This window comes from Stenotrophomonas sp. STEN038 (assembly GCF_056759895.1).
This window is the reverse complement of record NZ_JBRRDW010000067.1, coordinates 1-20301: the sequence shown is the minus strand read 5'-3', so window position 1 is coordinate 20301 and position 20301 is coordinate 1. Positions and strand designations below refer to the sequence as shown.

The 20301-nt window shown below is 62.6% G+C and carries 19 protein-coding genes; 4 read left to right on the top strand and 15 right to left on the bottom strand.

Annotated elements, in window-relative coordinates; genetic code table 11:
- Nucleotides 1-85: 85 nt before the first annotated feature.
- Nucleotides 86-514 (bottom strand): VOC family protein, encoded by a 429-nt coding sequence (locus tag ACVOLS_RS19380; RefSeq protein WP_481546983.1) that lies wholly within the window; start codon nt 512-514, stop codon nt 86-88.
- Nucleotides 515-616: 102 nt separating this feature from the next.
- On the opposite strand from ACVOLS_RS19380, the gene ACVOLS_RS19375 reads away from it, so the two are divergent.
- From ACVOLS_RS19375 to ACVOLS_RS19365, 3 genes are all read left to right on the top strand, one after another.
- Nucleotides 617-2194, top strand: coding sequence for a serine hydrolase (locus tag ACVOLS_RS19375; RefSeq protein WP_481546982.1), 1578 nt, complete (start codon nt 617-619; stop codon nt 2192-2194).
- A 497-nt stretch (nt 2195-2691) separates the two neighbouring features.
- A complete protein-coding gene (locus ACVOLS_RS19370; protein WP_481546981.1) occupies nt 2692-7410 on the top strand; it encodes an autotransporter outer membrane beta-barrel domain-containing protein in 4719 nt (1572 codons plus the stop codon).
- Nucleotides 7411-7763: 353 nt separating this feature from the next.
- Entirely contained in the window at nt 7764-9596 is a 1833-nt protein-coding gene (locus tag ACVOLS_RS19365) for an ABC transporter ATP-binding protein (RefSeq protein WP_481546980.1), read from the top strand.
- 224 nt (nt 9597-9820) lie between these two features.
- On the opposite strand, the gene ACVOLS_RS19360 is transcribed toward ACVOLS_RS19365, so the two are convergent.
- From ACVOLS_RS19360 to ACVOLS_RS19315, 10 genes are all read right to left on the bottom strand, one after another.
- On the bottom strand, nt 9821-10117 hold the full coding sequence (locus tag ACVOLS_RS19360) for a hypothetical protein (RefSeq protein WP_481546979.1): 297 nt from the start codon (nt 10115-10117) through the stop codon (nt 9821-9823).
- A 22-nt stretch (nt 10118-10139) separates the two neighbouring features.
- Nucleotides 10140-10637 (bottom strand): hypothetical protein, encoded by a 498-nt coding sequence (locus ACVOLS_RS19355; RefSeq protein ID WP_481546978.1) that lies wholly within the window; start codon nt 10635-10637, stop codon nt 10140-10142.
- Between the two features lie 52 nt (nt 10638-10689).
- Complete coding sequence (locus ACVOLS_RS19350; protein ID WP_481546977.1) at nt 10690-11145, bottom strand: iron chaperone; 456 nt, start codon at nt 11143-11145, stop codon at nt 10690-10692.
- 144 nt (nt 11146-11289) lie between these two features.
- Nucleotides 11290-11871, bottom strand: coding sequence for a TMEM175 family protein (locus tag ACVOLS_RS19345; protein WP_481546976.1), 582 nt, complete (start codon nt 11869-11871; stop codon nt 11290-11292).
- 131 nt (nt 11872-12002) lie between these two features.
- A complete protein-coding gene (locus ACVOLS_RS19340; RefSeq protein WP_481546975.1) occupies nt 12003-12341 on the bottom strand; it encodes a tRNA-binding protein in 339 nt (112 codons plus the stop codon).
- 90 nt (nt 12342-12431) lie between these two features.
- A complete protein-coding gene (locus tag ACVOLS_RS19335) occupies nt 12432-12896 on the bottom strand; it encodes a GNAT family N-acetyltransferase (RefSeq protein ID WP_481546974.1) in 465 nt (154 codons plus the stop codon).
- Between the two features lie 43 nt (nt 12897-12939).
- Nucleotides 12940-13356, bottom strand: coding sequence for a GNAT family N-acetyltransferase (locus tag ACVOLS_RS19330; RefSeq protein WP_481546973.1), 417 nt, complete (start codon nt 13354-13356; stop codon nt 12940-12942).
- Nucleotides 13357-13395: 39 nt separating this feature from the next.
- Entirely contained in the window at nt 13396-13794 is a 399-nt protein-coding gene (locus tag ACVOLS_RS19325; protein ID WP_481546972.1) for a nuclear transport factor 2 family protein, read from the bottom strand.
- Nucleotides 13795-13925: 131 nt separating this feature from the next.
- Entirely contained in the window at nt 13926-14357 is a 432-nt protein-coding gene (locus ACVOLS_RS19320) for a PH domain-containing protein (protein WP_481546971.1), read from the bottom strand.
- A gap of 267 nt (nt 14358-14624) precedes the next feature.
- Nucleotides 14625-16427: a DUF885 domain-containing protein gene (locus ACVOLS_RS19315; RefSeq protein WP_481546970.1), complete on the bottom strand. Its 1803-nt coding sequence runs from the start codon at nt 16425-16427 to the stop codon at nt 14625-14627.
- 279 nt (nt 16428-16706) lie between these two features.
- Between ACVOLS_RS19315 and ACVOLS_RS19310 the strand changes: the two genes are divergently transcribed.
- The gene (locus ACVOLS_RS19310) at nt 16707-17498 is read left to right on the top strand and encodes a DUF4349 domain-containing protein (RefSeq protein ID WP_481546969.1); all 792 of its coding nucleotides are present in this window, start codon (nt 16707-16709) and stop codon (nt 17496-17498) included.
- A 104-nt stretch (nt 17499-17602) separates the two neighbouring features.
- On the opposite strand, the gene ACVOLS_RS19305 is transcribed toward ACVOLS_RS19310, so the two are convergent.
- The 4 genes from ACVOLS_RS19305 to ACVOLS_RS19290 all read right to left on the bottom strand — a co-directional run bounded on the left by ACVOLS_RS19305 (nt 17603) and on the right by ACVOLS_RS19290 (nt 20096).
- Nucleotides 17603-17851 carry a hypothetical protein gene (locus ACVOLS_RS19305; protein ID WP_481546968.1) on the bottom strand — a complete coding sequence of 83 codons (249 nt, stop codon included), beginning with the start codon at nt 17849-17851 and terminating at the stop codon, nt 17603-17605.
- Nucleotides 17852-17857: 6 nt separating this feature from the next.
- Nucleotides 17858-18259 (bottom strand): OsmC family protein, encoded by a 402-nt coding sequence (locus ACVOLS_RS19300; protein ID WP_481546967.1) that lies wholly within the window; start codon nt 18257-18259, stop codon nt 17858-17860.
- Between the two features lie 104 nt (nt 18260-18363).
- Nucleotides 18364-19752 carry a DUF2867 domain-containing protein gene (locus ACVOLS_RS19295; RefSeq protein WP_481546966.1) on the bottom strand — a complete coding sequence of 463 codons (1389 nt, stop codon included), beginning with the start codon at nt 19750-19752 and terminating at the stop codon, nt 18364-18366.
- Nucleotides 19753-19769: 17 nt separating this feature from the next.
- Nucleotides 19770-20096 carry a metalloregulator ArsR/SmtB family transcription factor gene (locus ACVOLS_RS19290; protein ID WP_313169299.1) on the bottom strand — a complete coding sequence of 109 codons (327 nt, stop codon included), beginning with the start codon at nt 20094-20096 and terminating at the stop codon, nt 19770-19772.
- Nucleotides 20097-20301 lie beyond the last annotated feature (205 nt).

The window sequence follows — 20301 nt, the reverse complement described above, 5'->3', positions numbered from 1 at the left end:
AGGTAGTGCCGGGCCATGCTCGGCTGGGGCTCTACCCCTAATCCCAACCGCTACGTGTAATGCCTCTGCCGAGCATGGCTCGGCACTACACGCTTGCCGCCCACGGGTCGTAGCTGCCGAACCACCACAGGTGACCCTCCGGATCGCGGCAGGCATAGCCGCGGCCGCCGTAGTCCTGGTCGGTGATGTCAATGACGATCTCGGCACCGGCGGCCTTGGCCTGCGCGTAATGTGCATCGGCATCGCTGACGATCACGCAGGCGCTCTGTGTCTCCATGCCGCCCACCTCGTCGGGTTGGATCATGTTGCTGCCCCATTCGCCGGGTTGCACCGATCCGAGCATGATCATGCCGTTGCCGAACACCAGCTGCGCGTGGTGAACCACATCGCCATCCTGGTACACCGCATGGCGCTGGAAGCCAAAGGCCGTGCACAACCACTCGATGGCGGCCGGCGCATCACGGTAGCGCAGGCAGGGAATGATGGTGGCGGTGGTGCGGGCGGCGAGGTCCATGGGTGCGGGTCGGCAGTTGCGGAAAGGCGAGGGTGGGCGCGCTCGCGTTACCATCGCGAGAAGACCGGCCTGGTACCGGCATCGACACCAAGGGAGAGCGCATTGAATAGTTGGTTGGGTGGCGGGCTGGTGCTCGCGATGGGCGTGGTGGCACCGATGGCTTCCGCACAGGAGGCAGTGCCAACGGAGCTGCAGCAGCTGGATGCCACGGTCGAGCGCGTGCGCCAGCAGTTCGATGTGCCGGGTGTGGCCGTGGCCGTGGTCAAGGATGGCAAGGTGATCCTGGAGCGCGGCTGGGGCCTGCGTGAACTGGGCAAGCCCGAGCCGGTGCAGGCCGATACGCTGTTCGCCATCGCCTCCAATACCAAGGCCTTCACTGCCACCTCGCTGAATCTGCTGGCGGAGGAGGGCAAGCTGAAGATGGACGACCGCGTGGTCGATCACCTGCCGTCGTTCCGCATGTCCGATCCCTACGTCACTGGCGAAATGCGTATCCGCGACCTGCTCTCGCACCGCAGCGGGCTGAGCCTGGGCGCAGGCGACCTGCTGTTCTGGCCGACCACCCGTTACAGCAACGCCGAAGTAGTCGCGCGGCTGGCGCAGGTGCCGCTGAAGAACGGCTTCCGTGACCGCTACGCCTACGACAACATCCTGTACGCGGTTGCCCAGCAGGTGATCGAAAAGGTGTCCGGGCAGTCGTTCGCCGATTTCCTGCAGCAGCGCATCTTCAACAAGGTTGGCATGAGCGAGACCCGCTACAACGCCGATCATCTGCAGCCAGGTGACAAGGCTGCCGTTGGCCACGCCAAGTTCGACTTCAAGGACCTGCGCCCGGTGCCGCCGCTGACCTGGTCCAACAACGCTGGCGCCGGTGGCATCTATTCCAGCGTGCATGACCTGGCCAAGTGGATGAACGTGCAGCTGGCCGAAGGCAAGCTCGCCGATGGCACCCCGTTGTTCACCGAGAAGACCCAGCAGCAGATGTGGCAGATGCAGATTCCGCAGGTAGTGCCAAAGCCGTCAGTGCCCGAGCTGGCGCCGACACGGCCGAACTTCGCCGGTTATGGCGAAGGCTGGAGCCTGAGCGATTACCGTGGTCAGAAACTGGTATGGCATACCGGCGGCTGGCCGGGCCAGGTGTCGCGTCTGACCCTGGTGCCCGAGCAGAATCTGGGCGTGGTGGTGCTGACCAACCAGGAATCCGGCGCCGCCTTCAACGCGATCACCATGAGCGTGCTCGATGCCATGCTCGGCGCGCAGGGCAATGATTGGGTGGCTGCGTATGCCGCTGGCGTGGCCAAGGCGCAGGACAACGCTGACGAAGGCTGGGACAAGCATGTGGCGGCACGTGACGCCAAGAGCAAGCCGTCGCTGCCGCTGGCCAAATATGCCGGCACTTATGGCGATGCTTGGTACGGCGATGTGTTCGTCGAGCAGCAGGGCGGCAAGCTACGCCTGCGCTTCGGTGCAACGGCCGATCTGGTCGGCACGATGGAGCACTGGCAGCACGACACTTTCATCGTGCGCTGGGACAACCGCTCGCTCAACGCCGATGCTTTCGTCAACTTCAGCCTGGATCCGGACGGCAAGGTACGGGAGGTGCGGATGCAGGCCGTGTCCTCGCTGACCGATTTCAGCTTCGACTTCCAGGACCTGCTGCTGAAGCCAAAGGCGGATTGACGGGTTTGTGGGAGCGGCGTGAGCCGCGAAGCAGATAGATCATCCGTTCGCTTCAACCACGGCGGCGAAAGCTGCTCCTGCTGCACATGCATGACCTTGGTACTGCAGAAGACCGGCGATGACTCTCATCGCCGGTCTTCTTTTATCAGGCCTCACGTAACCCCTGACGTGGCGACGAAAACTATTGAATCGTCGCGCCAATGGCATGAGTGGCACTGCGGGCGCCTACTGCCAGCCAAGCCGACGAAACAGAATCTTCATTGATTGGAATCAATGCTGCAGGCGTAGCACAGCGGCTTTTTGCCGGTACGGGCTGCGCGCGGGCCAATAGAAAAGCAGTCAGCACCGTTTGAAGACTGAAGCGGTAGTTCAGTTTGGCGGAAATAATGGGCGTTTTCCGGGCGAAAAATCAGCTAGTTTCAGATTTGAGACTTGTCTGATGTAAGCGCGACCGCAGGCCGCTGATCATCCGCGCACTTTCCTTCAGTGGCGCATGCATGAATCGAATCTTCCGCATTATCCGCAATCCCCAAACCGGCCAGTGCACGGTGGCATCCGAGCTGGCGCCGCGGCGTGGGCGTAGGACGCGCAGTGTAGGCATGATCGCTGCAGCTGTTGTCGGCAGTATCGCCTGCCCGCCGATGGCGTACGGCCTGGCAATAGACTCTGACTATGATCAGTCAGATGGATCTGCGTGGGAAAGTCATCGCTATTCTCCATTGACGCTGTTTGATCTGCATCTCAACTCTGACTATGTTCTGTCAGGTGCGTCTGCGCGGGGAGCCTATAGCAACGTTACTGTTGGCGATTATGGTGTCGGTAGTTTGACCGTTTCCAATGGGGCGAAGTTCTCAAGTGAGACTGTGTCCACTGCGGGGTTTCATATTGGGCAGAACTGGAAACAATTGCCGATAGAAACGCGTGGTGAGGTGACAGTTACGGGAGTTGGCTCAGAGCTCAGGTCCGCTACAGGTCTGATAGTTGGCTCCACTGCCGAAGGTGCGCTGACCATCGCCGATGGAGGTACCGTTCAGAACGGAACATATGCCTACATCGGATCTTTCCACGGGGGATATGGCGAGGTTCTCGTAAGTGGCCAGGGTAGCCTCTGGAATATGGATGGTGCCTGGATGATGGTCGGTTCTGAGAGCTTTGGTCGACTGACCATCGAAGACGGCGGCAAGGTGATACTGGGGAATGCCTCGGCTCTGGCATCGCGCGTGGGCAACGCCGCATATGGCGAGATGAACGTTGCCGGCAGCGGTTCGGAGTGGCGTAGTAACGGTGATCTCACTGTCGGCAGGGAAAACGTTGGTGTGGTTAACGTTTCCGAGCTCGGGCATGTGTCGGTCGGCAATGACCTTATTGTTGGAGAGCGGCTTGGCGGCGACGGCAGCGTGAAGGTATCAAGCGGCGGCCAATTGAGTGTTGGCGGCCAGCTGACCGTCGGCGCAAGCGGGACGGGAGAACTTCACCTGGATGCTGCTGCGGCTGTAACCAGTGGGCGAGGCAGCGTAGGAGGGATTTACGGCGGGAGTGGAAACGTTACTGTTTCCGGCCAAGGCACCAGCTGGAGCAATACCGATAGCCTGTTCGTCGGCGATGGTGGTACCGGCGTACTGGAGCTTGATAAGGGTGCAAGCGTGTTGGCGGGGCGGCAGATCATTGTGGGAAGATTCGGCACCGGCTACAGCTTTCTGTATGACGGCAGCAGCATGATCGCAGGCGAAAAGCTGACGGTGGGCTTGTATGGTCATGGCCGCATCTATCTGTTCGGTGGTAGTGCGCTCAGCAGCGAATCCACCAGTCTGGGAGCGTATGAAGGTGGCTCCGGCCTGGTCGGTGTTGTTGGTGAAGGTTCGGATTGGAACAATGCGGGAAACCTGATTGTTGGCGAGCGCGGCAGCGGCGAGCTGTACGTCATGGATGGCGGTGGCCTGAGTTCTGACGGATTGACCATAGGTCAGCTTGGCACTGGTTTGTTGGACGTCGACAAGGGCAGTGTTGAAACTGGATCGACCACCTTGGGAAAGGCGGGTTCCGGCGTTGGCACTGCCATTGTCTCTGGTACGGGTGGGAGGTGGACCAACGCTGGCAACCTGACCGTGGGCGAAGCTGGTAGCGGTACTTTGACTGTCCGTATGGGCGCGAATGTCAGCAGTGGCAACGTATTGCTGGGGCAGCTCGCTGATGGCAACGGCACGATCAAAGTCTTTAGGGCTGCGCGTTTGAATGCGGGCAGCAACCTTGGCATTGGCGGCCGCGGCAAGGGTGCGCTCAACATTGGTGCTGGTGGCACGGTAAGCAATGGTGATGCCTGGTTGGGCATGTTCGCGGGTTCTGAAGGCAACGCGACGGTGTCCGGTGCTGATGCACGCTGGGAAAATGCAGGCAATCTTGTTGTCGGCGAAGCTGGCCTGGGCCAGTTGCAGGTTGCTGACGCAGGCGGTGTGTCGGCAGGCGGTCAGATCATTCTCGGCAATGCGGCCTCGGGTGTGGGCCGTGTTGATGTATCCAATGCTGGCGAGCTGCATGCTGACGGCGGGCTGACGGTCGGCGCGCTGGGCATGGGCGAATTGAGCATCGCCGAGGACGGTAGGGTCCACAGTGCTTTCGGCACAGTGGGCAAGCTCGCTGGTGGCCAGGGCAGCGTGACGCTTTCCGGCGCGGATGCACAGTGGACCAATGCCGGCAACCTGACCGTGGGCGAAGCCGGCCAGGGCCAGGTGGACATCGGCCCTGGCGGCACCATCAACAGTGGCAATGTGTTGTTGGGGCAATTCGCCTCTGGCGAAGGCGTGGTCACGGTTGCTGGAGCAGATGCGCGCTTCAATGCAGGCAGCAACCTTGGTGTTGGTGGCCGCGGCAAGGGTGCGCTCAACGTTGGCGCCGGCGGCACGGTAAGCAATGGTGATGCCTGGTTGGGCATGTTCGCGGGCGCTGAAGGCAACGCAACGGTGTCCGGTGCAGATGCCCGCTGGGAAACCACTGGCAGCCTCTCCATCGGTGAAGCTGGCAAGGGCATGCTCGACGTCGCAGCCGGTGGTGCGGTCAGCAGTGGCAGCGCAACGCTGGGTCACCTCGCCGGTAGCGAAGGCATCGCGAACGTAACCGGTGAAGATGCAACCTGGAGCAATGCGGGACGTTTGAACGTGGGTGTTGCGGGTGATGGTGTGTTGACCGTCGCCGAGGGCGGCGAGGTTGCTGCTGACAACCTGCTGCTGGCCGCAGCAGAGGGTTCCAGTGGCACCTTGAACATCGGCAACGGTGGCATGGCTGGTTTGCTGGACGCCATCGTGGTCGAAGGCGGCGATGGCGTGGCCGTGGTCAATTTCAATCACACCGATGTGACCGCGTTCGCGCCGAAGCTCACTGGTTCGCTGGCGCTCAATTCGCTGGCCGATGGCGTGACCACGCTGCTGGCGCAGAACGACTATCGTGGCGCCACCTCGGTGCTGGCTGGCACGTTGCGGGCCGGTTCGGCCGGTGCGCTCAGCGCGGCCTCGCACCATCTGGTAGCTGACGGTGCGCAGTTGCAGCTGGGCGGCTACAACCAGAGTATCGCGAGTCTGGATAACGCCGGTACGGTCGCGTTTGGCGGAGCCGAGGCGGTGCCGGGTACGGTCTTGACCGTGCATGGCGATTACGTCGGCAATGGCGGCGTGTTGCAGATGAACACCGTGCTGGGCGGCGACGATTCGCTGACCGACCGGATGGTGGTCGAAGGTGATACCAGCGGTCACAGCTGGCTGCAGGTGAACAATGTCGGTGGCGCCGGTGGCGTGACCCAGAACGGCATTCAGTTGATCGCGGTGAATGGCGCATCGCAGGGCGTGTTCGAGATGCAGGGCCGTGCGGTGGCCGGGTTGTACGAATACTGGTTGTACCAGGGCGGTCGCGATACGCCGGATGATGGTGGTTGGTATCTGCGCTCGGAGTTGCCGCCGGTTGATCCGGTTGATCCGGTTGATCCAGTCGATCCAGTCGATCCGGTAGACCCGGTCGATCCAGTTGATCCAGTTGATCCGGTAGACCCGGTAGACCCGGTCGATCCAGTCGATCCAGTCGATCCAGTCGATCCGGTTGATCCGGTCGATCCAGTCGATCCAGTTGACCCGGTCGATCCGGTAGACCCGATGGATCCAGTCGATCCAGTCGACCCAGTCGACCCGGTTGATCCAGTTGATCCAGTCGATCCGGTAGATCCGGTAGATCCGGTAGATCCGTTGCCGCCGGTAGACCCGGGTGTAGTGGTTCCGCCGGCGCCGGTCCTGCGGCCGGAGCCGGGTGCTTATCTGGGCAACCAGATCGCGGCACTGCGGATGTTCCGCAGCACCATGCACGACCGTGTCGGCGAGCAGCATCTCAATGCTGGCAACACCGACGATCACGGCCATGCCGTGTGGGCGCGCACCCAGACCAGTACGCTGGATGCGGGAGTTGTCAGTGGCCAGATCGATCTGCGCGTGCAGACCGATGTTGTCCAGTTGGGTGCGGAGAAGCGGCTTGCCGTGGGTGAGGGCCGTGTCCATATCGGTGTGACGGGTGGTTATGGCCGCGCGACGACCGAGGCCATGTCACTTGTTTCCCGTCACCGCGCCACCGGTACGGTGAAGGGCAGCATGGCGGGCCTGTACGGAACGTGGTTCCAGCAGGCTGATGGCGCACCTGGTGCGTACGTGGACGTGGTCGCGCAGTACGCGCGCTTCGACAACACGGTCAAGGGCAGCTATCTGGGGCGTGAGCAGTACGACGCGCGCTCCTGGTCGCTGTCGCTGGAAACCGGCCGTGCGTTCCAGCTGCATGCCGGCAAGCGCCATGGTGTCTACCTCGAACCGCAGGTGCAGGTGATCCATACCGGCTTCAGCAGCGGTGATGTGCGTGAGGCCAACGGTACGCTGGTGCGCAACCGCAGGCTGCGTGATACCACCACGCGCGTGGGTGCACGCTTGTACGGTCACGAGCTTGGCAACGAGCACAACCGTGTGCAGCCTTTCGTGGCGATCAACTGGTGGTCGGGCGGGGCAAGTGCCAGCGTAATGATGGACCAGGAGCGCCTCAACCATGACTTGCCAGGCAGCGTGTATGAAGCCAAGGCGGGCGTGCAGATGGAGCTGGGCAAGGGCTGGAGCGGTTGGGGCCAAGTGGGTTACCAGCGTGGTGGCGAAAGCCATCGTGACGTGGGTGGCCAGATCGGCTTGAAGCTGGGCTGGTGATGCTTGGCTGGCAGTTGCGGTGGGAGAGGGATCCTTCCGCAGCTGCCGGTACGGTTTACGTCCAACAAGTCCATCCGCCGTGCTGCAAGGGGGCGATGATGGAATGCTTCGACTTCCGGCTGCTGGCAGCGTAAGCCTGCCGTCGAGGTTGTGGGAGCGGCGTCAGCCGCGAAGCAACTGAACCATCAGAGTGCAGCAGATCAGGGGGCGGACGTGGCATCGGCTGGGCGGCTGACGCCGCTCCACACCCCGGTAATTGTTTGCCGCTCGCACAGCCATACATCACCTAGACAGACACAACACAGGCCGCGATGGGACAATCGCGGCCTGTTCTGGTTTTACAGGCCGTGGCGATGCTGCGCTGGTTCGAATCCCTGATTCCCGTTTTTCCGCCGCTGGATACCCGCACGCCGCCGCGCGGCGTGGTCCGTTTCTACCTGCATTACTTGCGCCCGGTCTGGCCGGTGCTGTTGGCGACGCTGATCGCTGGCCTGTTGCTGGCCCTGGTGGAAGTGGCGATGTTCGATTTCCTCGGTCGTATCGTCGATATGCTGGCTGACAGCGCGGGTCCGGGTTTCTTCCAGCGCCATGCCAGCGAGCTGCTGTGGATGGCCGCCATTACCCTGCTGGCGCGGCCGGTGTTGGTGGCCTTGCACAACCTGCTGGTCAACCAGTCGATCGTGCCGGGGCTGAGCAACCGTTCGCGTTGGCTGATGCACAACCATGTGGTGCGGCAGAGCCTGAGTTTCTTCCAGAATGATTTCGCTGGTAGCGTCGCCAACCGGGTGATGCAGACCGGCACCTCGCTGCGCGAGTCTGCGGTGCAGATGGTGGATTCGTTGTGGTACATCGTGGTCTACACCGGTACCGCGCTCTACCTGTTCGCGCAGGCCGATTGGCGTTTGATGTTGCCGCTGGCGATCTGGCTGTTGGCTTATGTCGGCATCGGCGTGTACTTCGTGCCGCGCATGAAACACCGCGCCTGGATTGCCTCCGATGCACGTTCGCGGGCGATGGGGCGCATCGTCGATGGCTATACCAATATCGCCACACTCAAGCTGTTCGCGCACAGCGGCCACGAGCAGCGCTACGTCGCTGAAGCCATCCAGGAGCTTGCTGAGAAGCACCGCGCGCAGACCCGGATCACCACCGGCTTGGAGATGGTGATCGCCGTCCTCAATGGTTTCCTGATCGTCGGCACCTGCGCGCTGGCTTTGTGGCTATGGCAGGACAGCCTGATCAGCGTCGGCGCAATCACGCTCGCTACTGGCCTGGTGATCCGCATCCACAACATGTCCGGTTGGATCATGTGGACCATCAACGGCATCTTCGAGGACATCGGCACGGTGCAGGACGGCATGGAAACCATCGCCCAACCGCTGACCGTGCAGGACGCGGTCGATGCCAAGCCGTTGGTGGTCACTGCTGGTGCGGTGGACTTCCAGAACGTGCACTTCCACTACGGCAAGCGCGGCGGCGTGATGGCCGGCTTGAATCTGGCGGTGAAGCCGGGCGAGAAGATCGGCCTGGTCGGGCCTTCGGGCGCGGGCAAGTCCACCCTGGTCAATGTGCTGCTGCGGCTGTACGACCTGGAGAGCGGCAGGATACTGATTGACGGCCAGGATATCGCCCACGTCACCCAGGACAGCCTGCGTGCACAGATTGGCGTGGTTACCCAGGACACCTCGCTGCTGCATCGTTCGATCCGCGACAACCTGTTGTACGGTCGGCCGGATGCCAGTGAGGAGCAGCTGCGCGCCGCCGTGGCCAAGGCCCGTGCCGAAGGCTTCATCGATTCACTGGTGGACGGGCAGGGCCGGCAGGGCTATGACGCACATGTTGGCGAGCGCGGAGTGAAGCTTTCCGGCGGGCAGCGCCAGCGCATCGCCATCGCCCGGGTGTTGTTGAAGGACGCGCCGATCCTGATCCTCGATGAAGCGACTTCGGCCTTGGATTCGGAAGTGGAAGCAGCGATCCAGGACAGTCTGGACGAGCTGATGGGCGACAAGACCGTGATCGCCATTGCCCATCGTCTGTCGACCATCGCGCGCATGGACCGGCTGGTGGTGATGGATCAGGGGCGCATCGTTGAGACCGGCACACATGCCGAGTTGGTTGCCGCAGGTGGGTTGTATGCACGGCTGTGGGCGCGGCAGACCGGCGGCTTTGTGGCCGCCGAGGGCTGATGCCGACGGTAGCGGGCCTGCTGTAGTGCCGAGCCATGCTCTGCTTAGGCCTTACCGGGAAAGCCCCTTGCCGAGCATGGCTCGGCACTACGCTCCCTCCCTTTCGCGCAGCGAAGGGGAGGGTTGGGGATTGGTAAGCTTTTCGCGGTTTGCTGCAGTTGTGGCTTCGCGGCTTACAGGCTGGCTGGTGACGCCCCTGCCGAGCATGGCTCGGCACTACATGCTCAGGCTGCGGCCATGCGCGCCAGCAACAGGCCGGCCAGCGCCACTGCGATGGCGACGACGACCATCAGCGCGAATAGCCAAGCGCGTCTGCGCTGGCGTTGGTTTGCACTGATCGCGGCGTTGAACATGGCAACACGCTGCTGTTCGCTGGCCGCAATGACGGCTTTGGCCATGGCCGAACCTTCATCGGCGCCCAGTCGCCCGGCCTTGATGTCATCGGCAATGACTTCCAACTGCTGCATCACTTCGAACTGCAGCTTTTGCAATTCCAGTGCGGTGTCGTCGTGGTTGGACAAGTGGGAACCCTCGCGGTTGGGGTCAGGCAGAAGGAGACTGCAAGGCTCGTCGGATCACCCGTGACACGATCGTCGGGTCATCGCTGGACAAATGGTGCCCCAACCGCAGCAAGCCAATGCCGAAGCAAGGCATCAGCAGGCCCGGCAGTACCGCAGGCAGGAGCATCAGGTCAAACCTGCCCACCTGCAGTGCGGCCACCGCGGTCCACAGTACGCAGAAACCAAGCCAGAAAAACATGAAGACGACAACCAACGGCGGCAACGCATACGCGCCGCGCAGCTCGGAGCCCTGCGTGGTTGGGTGCAGGCTGCCGCGGAAGTGTGGCTTGAAAGAATTCCGCATCACCGTCCGGTGATAAAGATGTACGCGCTTGTCGCTTATCGAGCCTGCGATGCTTCCGGTGGCGGTCAGGTTGCCTCGCGCGGTGGCGGCACGCAGTGCCTGCACGGCCTGCTCGCGTGGAAGCGGGCTGGCGAATACAGCTTGCGTGCGTGGGAACAGCCAGGTCCAGAAAGACATACGGTCTATCGCTGCGGGGGCAGGACACGATAGCTGCAGATCCGCGCTTTGCCTATTGCAGGCTGCTGTCGCGCTTGCGCATGGCCTTCTTGACCAGTGCGGTGATCTTCTTCTCGACCTCAGGGGTGAGCTCCACCAGGGCATAGGCTGTGGCCCACATCGGCCCGTCATCCAGCATCGCCGTGTCGTTGAAACCCAGCGTGGAATAGCGTGCGCCGAACTTGCTCGCCCCCTGGAAGAACAGCACGACCTTGCCGTCGCGCGCATAGGCGGGCATGCCGTACCAGGTCTTGGGGCTAAGCGAAGGCGCAGTGGTGGTGACGATGGCATGCAGGCGTCGTGCCATCTGTTGCTCGGCTGCGGGCATCTCGGCGACCTTGGCGAGGAGTTCGGCCTCGCCGTCAGCCTTCAACTTGCCGGCCTTGGCCTCGGCCTTGAGCTCGCGCGCACGCTCCTTCATGGCGGCCTGTTCTTCTGCGGTGAACCCGGTGGATTTGGACGCGGCCATCGAAGCTCCTGTAAAGATCTGCTGGATAGCGCTTTTTAACCCAAGCGGTGCTCGCAAATGTAAAGCGTGGGTGCAGATGAGACGCCTACGCTGAAGCAGGAAACGGCAGCGGGTGACACTGTCTGCAGGTCAGTCGCTGGCTGCTCAGCTGCCTTGGCCCAGCTCGCGTTCAATGCGTTGGTCGGGGATCAGCCAGAGCAGGGCAGCGGCGGCATATAGCAGCTGCGCAAGATGCGCGTTGACGAAGCTCAGGGCGACACCGCTGGTGTAGAGCAGTGGTGACAACTTGCCTTTCCAGTCATTGCCCAGCGCATGCCGCAGGCGCGAGTTCTCGCCGTCGGCAGCGACGATGCGGCGCTGCAGGATCCAATAGGCGATGGCCGCTGCCAACAGGATGCAGCCGTAGAGCGCGGTCGGCAGTGGCTGCTTGTTGAAATCATCCATCCAGTGGGTGGCGAACGGCAGCAGCGACAGCCAGAACAGCAGATGAAGGTTGGCCCACAGCACGCTGCCGGTCACCTTCTGGCAGGCCTGCAGCAGATGATGGTGGTTGTTCCAGTAGATGCCGACGTAGACGAAGCTCAACAGGTAGCTGAGCAGGGTGGTCAGCAACGGCCGTAGCGCGTCCAGCGTGGCGCCCTCCGGTGGCCGCATCTCCAACACCATGATGGTGATGATGATGGCCAGTACGCCGTCACTGAAGGCTTCAAGTCGGCCTTTGCCCATTGCTGTCTCCTGCATGCATCGCCGAGGAATTCGGTGCAGAACGCTAGCACGAAGCGCTGTTGAGGCCGTGTGTCGGGCTTGCAGCTTGGCGGCCGTCCAGTCTGCAGGGCGGGCTGGACCGTTTGCAGGACCTATAGCATGCGAGTGCCCAGCGGTACCTCATGTTCGGGCATGCATAGGCTGACCCGACCCTCAGCGTCGTGAAATCCGGTCACCAGGCATTCGGACATCAGTGGGCCGATTTGCTTCGGAGGGAAGTTGAGCACTGCCACCACCAGCCGCCCGACCAGCTGTTCGGCGCTGTATAGCGCGGTGATCTGTGCGCTGGATTTGCGGGTGCCGATCTCCGCGCCGAAATCCACCTGCAGGATGTAAGCGGGTTTGCGGGCGGCAGTGAAAGGCTCGGCGGCGATGACGCGGCCTACGCGAAGTTCAACCTTGCTGAAGTCGTTCCAATCGATGGTCTGCATGGTGGTTGCTCGGGAGCTTGATGTCATTGGAGTGGTTGGGGCTGGCGCGATACCGGCTGATCTCCAGAACCCGCAGCGCGATAGCCAAACTCAGTCGCCTGTGGTGACGCGGTCCAGCCAAAGTTCCATCGGCTGGTAGATGATTCCCATCGATTCGCTTACCTCGCCGCTGCAATGGAATCCGTAGCCGAGGTAGGCGGGCACCGAAGGCAAGGAGGCGCTCACGGTCAGCATGTCCGAGCGGGCGTGCTTGATGGCTTCGGCAAGCAGGCGGCGGCCGATGCCGCGGCGCTGCAGTTCGGGGCTGATGAACAGTATTGCGATATGTCGCCCCTGCTTCAGCTCGATGAGGCCGGCGGGTTGCCCGGAAACTTCCGCCAACCACATCAGGTTGTCCTCGCTGATGCGGGAAGCAAACGCTTCCGCAGCGGCAAGCTTGCGGAACGTCGCGACGCCTTCGCCAGTGAGCGTGGAGGCAACCGAATCCATGAACGCCGCCATGCAAAGCCTGCTCGCGGCATCCACATCGTTCGGGTTGAGCGGCCGTATATTCATTCCTTTTCCGTTGATGTGCGGGTGGTGATGCGGGTATTGGAAATCATGCTTTCTTGAGTGCCATGCCGACGCTGGCAGGTGCGGTCAGGGTGAAACCGTACTGTTGGTAAAGACGATAGGCTTGGCCATCCGCCAGCAGGCTGACGTAGGCCGAAGCCGGCACCTCACGTTCGATGTACGCCTGGATTTCCAGCATCACCTTCTTGCCGAGACCACGGCCCTGATGCGCAGGCAGTACCGCGATGTCGACCACCTGGTAGAACGTGCCGCCGTCGCCGATCACTCGGCCCATCGCCACGGTTTCGCCGGCATGGGTGATCTGCACGGCGAACAGCGAATTGGGCAGGCCGCGACTGGCGGCCTCCACCGTCTTGGCACTGAGTCCACTGGCCTGGCGCAGATGCCGGTAGGTGTCCACGGAAGGGATGCCGTGGTTGATGGTGTAGTTGGGTTCGCTCATCGTTGCATCCGGATTCTGGGCTGGCTGTGCGTCGCCGCTTCAGGCGGGCAAGGCTATGGGCACGTAGACCTCGTGCCAGAGGATGACCTTGCCGGCTTCGTTGAACCGCATCAGCAGCATGGCGCGGAACAGCTCGCGGCGCCCGTCAGCGTAGCTGATCCGCGCGCGCATCGAGAACGCGACTGATGCGCCGTCCACGAGGGCATGGTCGATCTCATAGTCGATGCCTTCCATGCCCGCTTTCATGCCGTTGAGGAAATCGAGGTAGTTGGCAGGATTGGCTTCGTAGCGGCGACCATTCGGCTCGACAATGAACTGACCGGCGAAGCACTCGCCGATCCGTGCTTCGGTCAGCACGGAATCGCGATTGAGATGCCGGCGGTTCCAGTCGAGTACGGCATGGGCCAGCTGGAGGTAGTGTTCGCGTTGGCGTGTCATGTGGGCTCCAGAATGCGCGGTATGGCTGGAATTGCATCGGTCGCAACGGTGCGGGGCAGGGTGGTTCCGCTTGCAAAGGGCGGCACGGATCTGATGGTGCCGCTGCTGGGAACGGCCTGCCTGGCGCTCGGTTACGGCAATGGTGGTGGATTGCCGGGCACCGCTTGAGCCGTGCCAGTGGCTGGCGGCGCGGTGCCGCCCAGCACGGCCTGAGCGATCAACTTGTCCAGACGGCGAACATCCAGCCCCTTGTTGAGGTTGACCTTGATGTGACCGGCCTTGGTCCAGAGTTCGATCTCGGAGTTGAAGTTGAACAGGCCGTGGCCGTTCTCCGAAGACCACATGTAAATCGAGGAGTAGGGCAGTGAATAGATCTCCACTTTCTTGCCGGTGATGCCCTGTGCATCGCGCACGATCAACCGTTTGTTGGTGAACACCGCTGAATCACGGAAAGTTTTGTAAGCCGCCACGGCGGTCTCACCGCTCACGAGGATATCGTTCACGTCCTGCGGAATCGGGCATTCCGATACCAGCGTCCAGGCCAGGATTGCATTTGTTTCCATGTTGAAGCCGTCCTCCGTGATGGTGAGTTGTTCTGCAGCGCAGGCGGAATTGTAGGCGGCGTGTGGATCACGGCAATAGGCCGGAATGCACGCCTGTTCGAAGTGCGGGCGCCGCTCCTGCAAGGTGAGCACCTGTAGTGCCGAGCCATGCTCGGCATGGGGCTTTACCGGTAATGCTTCAGCCGAGCATGGCTCGGCACTACAGGGGCAAATGCAAAAAAAAGCCCGGGCGATGCCCGGGCTTTTCAGTAGACAACTCGGCCGGCCTTATTCGATCGGCTGTTCCAGCATCAGCTGGCGTGCGAAACGCACCGGCGGTGCACCGTAGGACAGCATCTGGTCGTGGTAGGCCTTCAGGTTGAAGTTGGCACCCTGCTTTTCCTGCACTGCCTTGCGGGTGTCGAAGTGCTCCTGCGCACCGACGAAGTAGGTCGGCAGCTGGGCGGAGGTGAGCTGCGCGCGCACCCACTTGCCCGAGGCTTCGCTTTCCTGCTGGAACGCGTCGTGGGTCATCAGCTGCATGGCCTGCTCGCGGCTCCAGTTGTCCACGTGCACACCTTGGTCGAGGATGGCGTTGGCAATGGTGCGCAGGTAGAACTTCAGCTGCACCAGGTGGAACAGCGGGTCGTTATCCAGGTAACCCTGTTCCTGCATCATGCGCTCGGTGTAGACCGCCCAGCCTTCGGCAAACAGGCCCGAACGCAGCACCGCGCGCAGCGTCGACGGGAACTTGCCCGAGTGCCAGCCTTCCAGGTAGTGGCCCGGCGTGCCTTCGTGGATGGACAGCAGGTGGATCATGCGGCTGTTGTATTCGCGCAGGAAGGAATCGACCTGCTTATCGTTCCAGTCGTCCGGAATCGGCGAGACCGCGTAGAAGGTCTTCAGGTTCTTGTCCAACGGGCCCGGCGAGTCGCAATAGGCCACGGCCACGCCACGCTGGAATTCCGGCATCAGGATGATGTCGACCGGTGCGTCGGGCAGGGTCATCAGGTCATGCTTGCGCACGAATTCGGTGGACTGGTCCAGCGCAGCCTTGGCGTCGTCCACGACCTTGTCGCGGGCCGGCTTATCGGCATAGGCCAGTTCCAGCGCGGCTTCGATTGCCTTCTGCTGCTGGTCATCGGTCGGGTTGGCCGGCATTTCCGGTGCGCCCGGCTTGTCCTTCAACACCACCTGGGCGATGCCGTACATGTCCTTGCGCACGCGGCTCAGCTCGGCGCGGGCACGTTCGCCGATCTCGGCACGCGACAGCGAGGAGTTCAGCGAGAACTTCAGCTTCTGGTCGTACTTCTCCGCACCAATGCGGAACTCACCCTTGGCATTCGGCACCAGGGTCTTGTCCAGCCAGGTCTGCTGTTCTTCGACAGCGCTGGTCAGCGTGGCGATGGCGGCCTTCAGGCGTTCCTGGTCGGCGGCTTCGAGCTGGCCGATGTTGGGCACGATGAAGGTTTCAACCAGGCTGAGGATGCCGCGATTCTGCTTGGCGACGGTTTCGGCGTGGATCTTCGGCACGCGTGCCGGGTCGAGGTTGGCGCGCGCGGCGGCGAAGATCTGCGGGATCAGTTCGATGCGCGCGGTAGCCGACTTCAGGCGCTCCGGCAGCGGCGCGAATTCGCGTGCCATCAGGCCGTAGATGGCGCTGCCGGCCAGGCCGTTATAGACCTGCGGGTCCCACTTCCACGACTGCATGGTTTCGTTGGACCAGATGTCCGACTGCAGCTGGTTGCGCAGGATCGCGGCGTCCACCTGGTTCTCGCGGCCGAGCTTGCTGACGTCGAGCTTGTCCAGCTCGGCGAGCAGGGCCTTGCTGGCGTCCAGGCTCTTCTGCTGGCCAGCGGCGCTGAGGTCATCGAGCTGGCTGTCGTAGCGGTGATCACCGATCTGGGTGGCGCTGACCGGGGACAGCTGCATCCAGGTGTCCAACGCCTTCTTCGACAGTTCGGCGAACTGGGCGTCGGCCTGGGCCTGCCCGGCCTGCTCGGTGGTGGCGGACGGAGCGGTCGGGGCGTCACCACTCTGGCAGCCGGCGAGGCTGGCGAGCAGGGCGGCGGCGAGCAGGTGCTTGCGCATCAGTGATCCTGTTACTGAGGGAATCCCCGAGCATAGGCGGACTGGGCAGGCGGCGCACATGCCGTTGGTTGGTGGCGGCTTGCCGAAATGGGCGGTTTGCGGAAGCGGCCACTCTGCAGCCGGGTAAGCGCAGCGCATCCGGGGACCCGGTCCGCGCGGCGAACAAAGCCCTCCGTGCGCTGCGCTTACCCGGGCTTCGTCGCTCTACACAAATTTTTAGCCTTCGTATTCAGCTATGTCGCTATGCTGCCGCCACGAAACCACCTGGAACATGGAAGCATGAAGCAATTGCACGGAAGTACCTTGGCCTTGGCATTGGGCGCGCTGCTGGCGCTCACTGGCTGCGCCAAACACGATATGTCGGCCGAAAGCGCGGCAGTGGCGGCTGACGCGGTGCAGTCACCGGAAGGCGCATTCCTGGCCTATGAGCACACGGTGCAGCTGCAGTTGCCGGGCAAGGACATCGCACCCAGGGTGAAGGCTGTATCCGATGCTTGCCAGAGCGCGAAGTTCGGCGACTGCGCGGTGCTCAACGTGTCCCAGCAGGGCGGCGATACGCCCCGCGGTTCGATCAAGGTGCGGGTTGCGCCCAAGGGCGTGGAGCCGTTGATCGCATTGGCCAGCGACAAGGGCGAGGTAACCACCCGCAACACCGAGGCCGAGGACTTGGCCCAGCAGGTCGCCGATACCCAGTTGATGCAGGACCGCTTGAAGGCCGAGCATGAGCGCCTGCTCGAGTATCAGCAGCGCAAGGATCTGGCGGTGGCGGATTTGCTGACCATTTCGCAGCGCCTGTCGGAGATCGAAGCGGGCCTGCAGCAGGCCAATCGTGATTCGGCACAGCAGCACCGCCGCATCGATACCCAACTGGTGACCATCAACATCGAATCGACCAACAGCCAGCGCAACCGCAGTGAGATTGGCCGGGCGTTTGGCGATTTCGGTGAGATCTTCACCACCAGCGTGGCCTATGTGATCCGCATCGTCGCAGGCCTGCTGCCGTTGATTCTGGTTGGTGGCTTCATGGCATGGCTGCTTCGTCTGTGGTGGCGCCGCCGCAAAAAGAAGTAATCATTGGCTTTGTGGGAGCGGCGTAAGCCGCGAAGCTGATGATCTGAAACGGCGTCAGCTTCGCGGCTGACGCCACTCCCACATTCCACATTCCACATCAAGCATCAACCATGCAGATGCAGCTCCGGAATGCGCTTCTCATGCGCGGCGAACAGGTCCTGGAACTCTTCCTCGTTGAACTCATCGGGCAGATAGACCGCCACCTGGCTGCTGACGCCGTTGGCATCCACACGTTCGCGTGGCCCCGCCCGTAAAGACACTTCGCGATCCTTGAAAGTAGCGACCCACGGGGTTTCATCCCACTGCGTCACTTCGGCGTTTTCTGCATCCCAGATCACAACAATCGTAAACATGGCGTATCAACTCTTCAGGGCGCGGTGTTCGCTGGTGATGGTTGCACCTTCGCTCATCACCTTGGTGACCGGTGTGCGGGTGGCTACGTCGAGTAGTCGTTCCCATTGTTCGCCAGTCAACGCGCCGGTAGCGGAAAGAATGCGGTGCACCTGCAGTTTACCGGCTTCATCGCGGCTGGATGTGAGATCGGCGTTGAACTCACCCAGCTCCCAACCTTTTTTCTCTGCATACATCCGCAAGGTAATCGCAGTGCAAGCTGCCAGCGATGCCAGGTACAGATCGAAGGGCGCCATGCCCGCGTCCTGCCCACCCAACCGGGCTGGCTCATCGGCAACAAGACTGTGGACGCCGTTGCTGATGCGATGGGCGTAGTTGCTTGCAGTTGATTCAATGGTGACGTGGGCCATGACAGCCTCCTTCGGAACGAACCGTCAAACTACTGCGATACAGGCGACTCGGGTAGTCACCGTTTACTGCCTGCATCGTCCTATCGGCTGAACGATGCCGCGGTTCACATCGTCACGATGGCCGCGGTGCCTGCTTGGTGGGCCGTCGCGGCTTCCTCAAGCAGGCAATTGACCGCGGTCTTCAGCATCTTCGGCGCGATGAAGTGGCGATGCACCGGGTCCACCGCGGCCATGTACAGGTGTCCGAAGGGATTGCGGCAGTACACGCGGGTGGAGAGGCTGAAGGTGATCCGTTCGCCTTCGCGCTGCACGCTGACGCTGGAGCGGAACTGAAGGTGACGATCATCGGCACCGAGCAGCACCTGCGCCGCGTTGGTACTGCTGGACATGGCCAGCACCGGGAAGCGCTGGGCAAAGCGTTGTGTCGGTGCATCGCTCAACAGCGACGATACCGGGCAGCCCAGTGAGGAGGTGCGCAGTCGCAACGGCCGCGCCACCAGGTTCCGCAGCCGCATCAGGCCGCTGACGCTGCCTGCGGGTTGCTGGATAAAGGCGGTGAGCAACGCTGCCAGTAGTTGTTCCGGATTGCTACCGACAAGCCAGCGTTGATCGATCTGAACATCCACGTGATCCTGATGGTGGTAACTCGCCAGTTGCTTGGCCAACAGTGAATTCGGCGGCAGTTGATGTGTGCTTTGCGCTCGCAGGGTGGGGAGCTTGTGCGATGTAGTGCCGCTGCGCGGGCGGCGTTGCACCAGCAGTTGGCGCAGCTGCCCGGCGTGGCGGCGCAGAAGCGCACAAGCCCGGGCTTGCCGGGGCAGCGGATCGAAGCTGAGTACGCTGGTCCACACCTGCGCCTGTTGTGTGTGCTGCTGCAGTGCTGCCGGCATCAGTTCAGTGAGACTGGCGAGGTCGGCCTCGCCGCGCATGACCTGTGCCTGCAGTGTGGGACCCAGCGCGCCTGCGGTTTCGTCCGGATGGCAGGAAACCGCGAACAAGGCTGGATGCCTGCCATTGCCGCGCAGCGGCTCAAACTGGTGCCAGGTGTTGGCGGCCATGCGCACGGTGAACAGACAATCGGCGGGAATCTCGACGTGGCGCAGGGCCTGCTGGATATCCTGCGGCGTGTCGCAGGCCGAACCGGCGGCGATGAAGCGCAGGCGCACGCCGCCGCTGCCGCTGATCGCGGTGAACACACGCGGTGCAGCATGACGATGGAATGGATGACCATTGCGACCCACCGAGAACGTGTAGAGCGCGGCGTTGTCGCCGGCCGCCAGGTTGGGGGCTGAAATCCGCGTCGAAGGCTCATCCAGCGCATCGTTGAAATGCGCATGCTGGGCTTGGCGTGCACCTGCCGCTGTTGCGACTGCATCACCAGCACCTACATCGAGCTGGGTCAGTAGTGTGACTTCCGCGGCACGGCTGCCATCACTGGCAGTGATCGAGACATGCGGAAAGCTGCTTTCGTTGGGAGTGCGACTGCGTTCCATGCGATGCCTCGTGGTAGTCAGCTGGCGGGTTTTGCCTTGGTCTTGGCATTGCGACGTGATTCGCGCTGCAGCGGCCCGGCCGTTGGGCAGACCTCGAAGGCGAAGCGGCTCAAGGTGTTGACCATGTTGTCCGGGGTAAGCCGGTAGAAAACGAATTGGCCGCGACGCTCGCTGGTGACCAGCCCGGCGGCGGTGAGAACCGACAGGTGGCGCGAGATGGCCGGCGCGCTCATCTCGAAACGCTGGCCAATCTCGCCTGCGGTGAGTTCCTGCGCCGACAGATAGGCCAGGATCTCCCGGCGCGGGCGTGAGGCAAGGGCTTCGAAGATCTGATCGGCGGGCATTTGTAAGTAATTAACTAATTCGTTAATTAATTAAGCGCCTGATTGCCGGGGCATGTCAAGCAAGGTGCCTGTAGTGGGGGGGGGGGGGGGGGGGGGGGGGGGGGGGGGGGGCGGGGTGGGGGGCGGGGGGGGGGGCGCGGGGGGGGGGGGTTGGGGGGGGGGGGGGGGGGCGGGGGGGGGGGGGGGGGGGGGGGGGGGGGGGGGG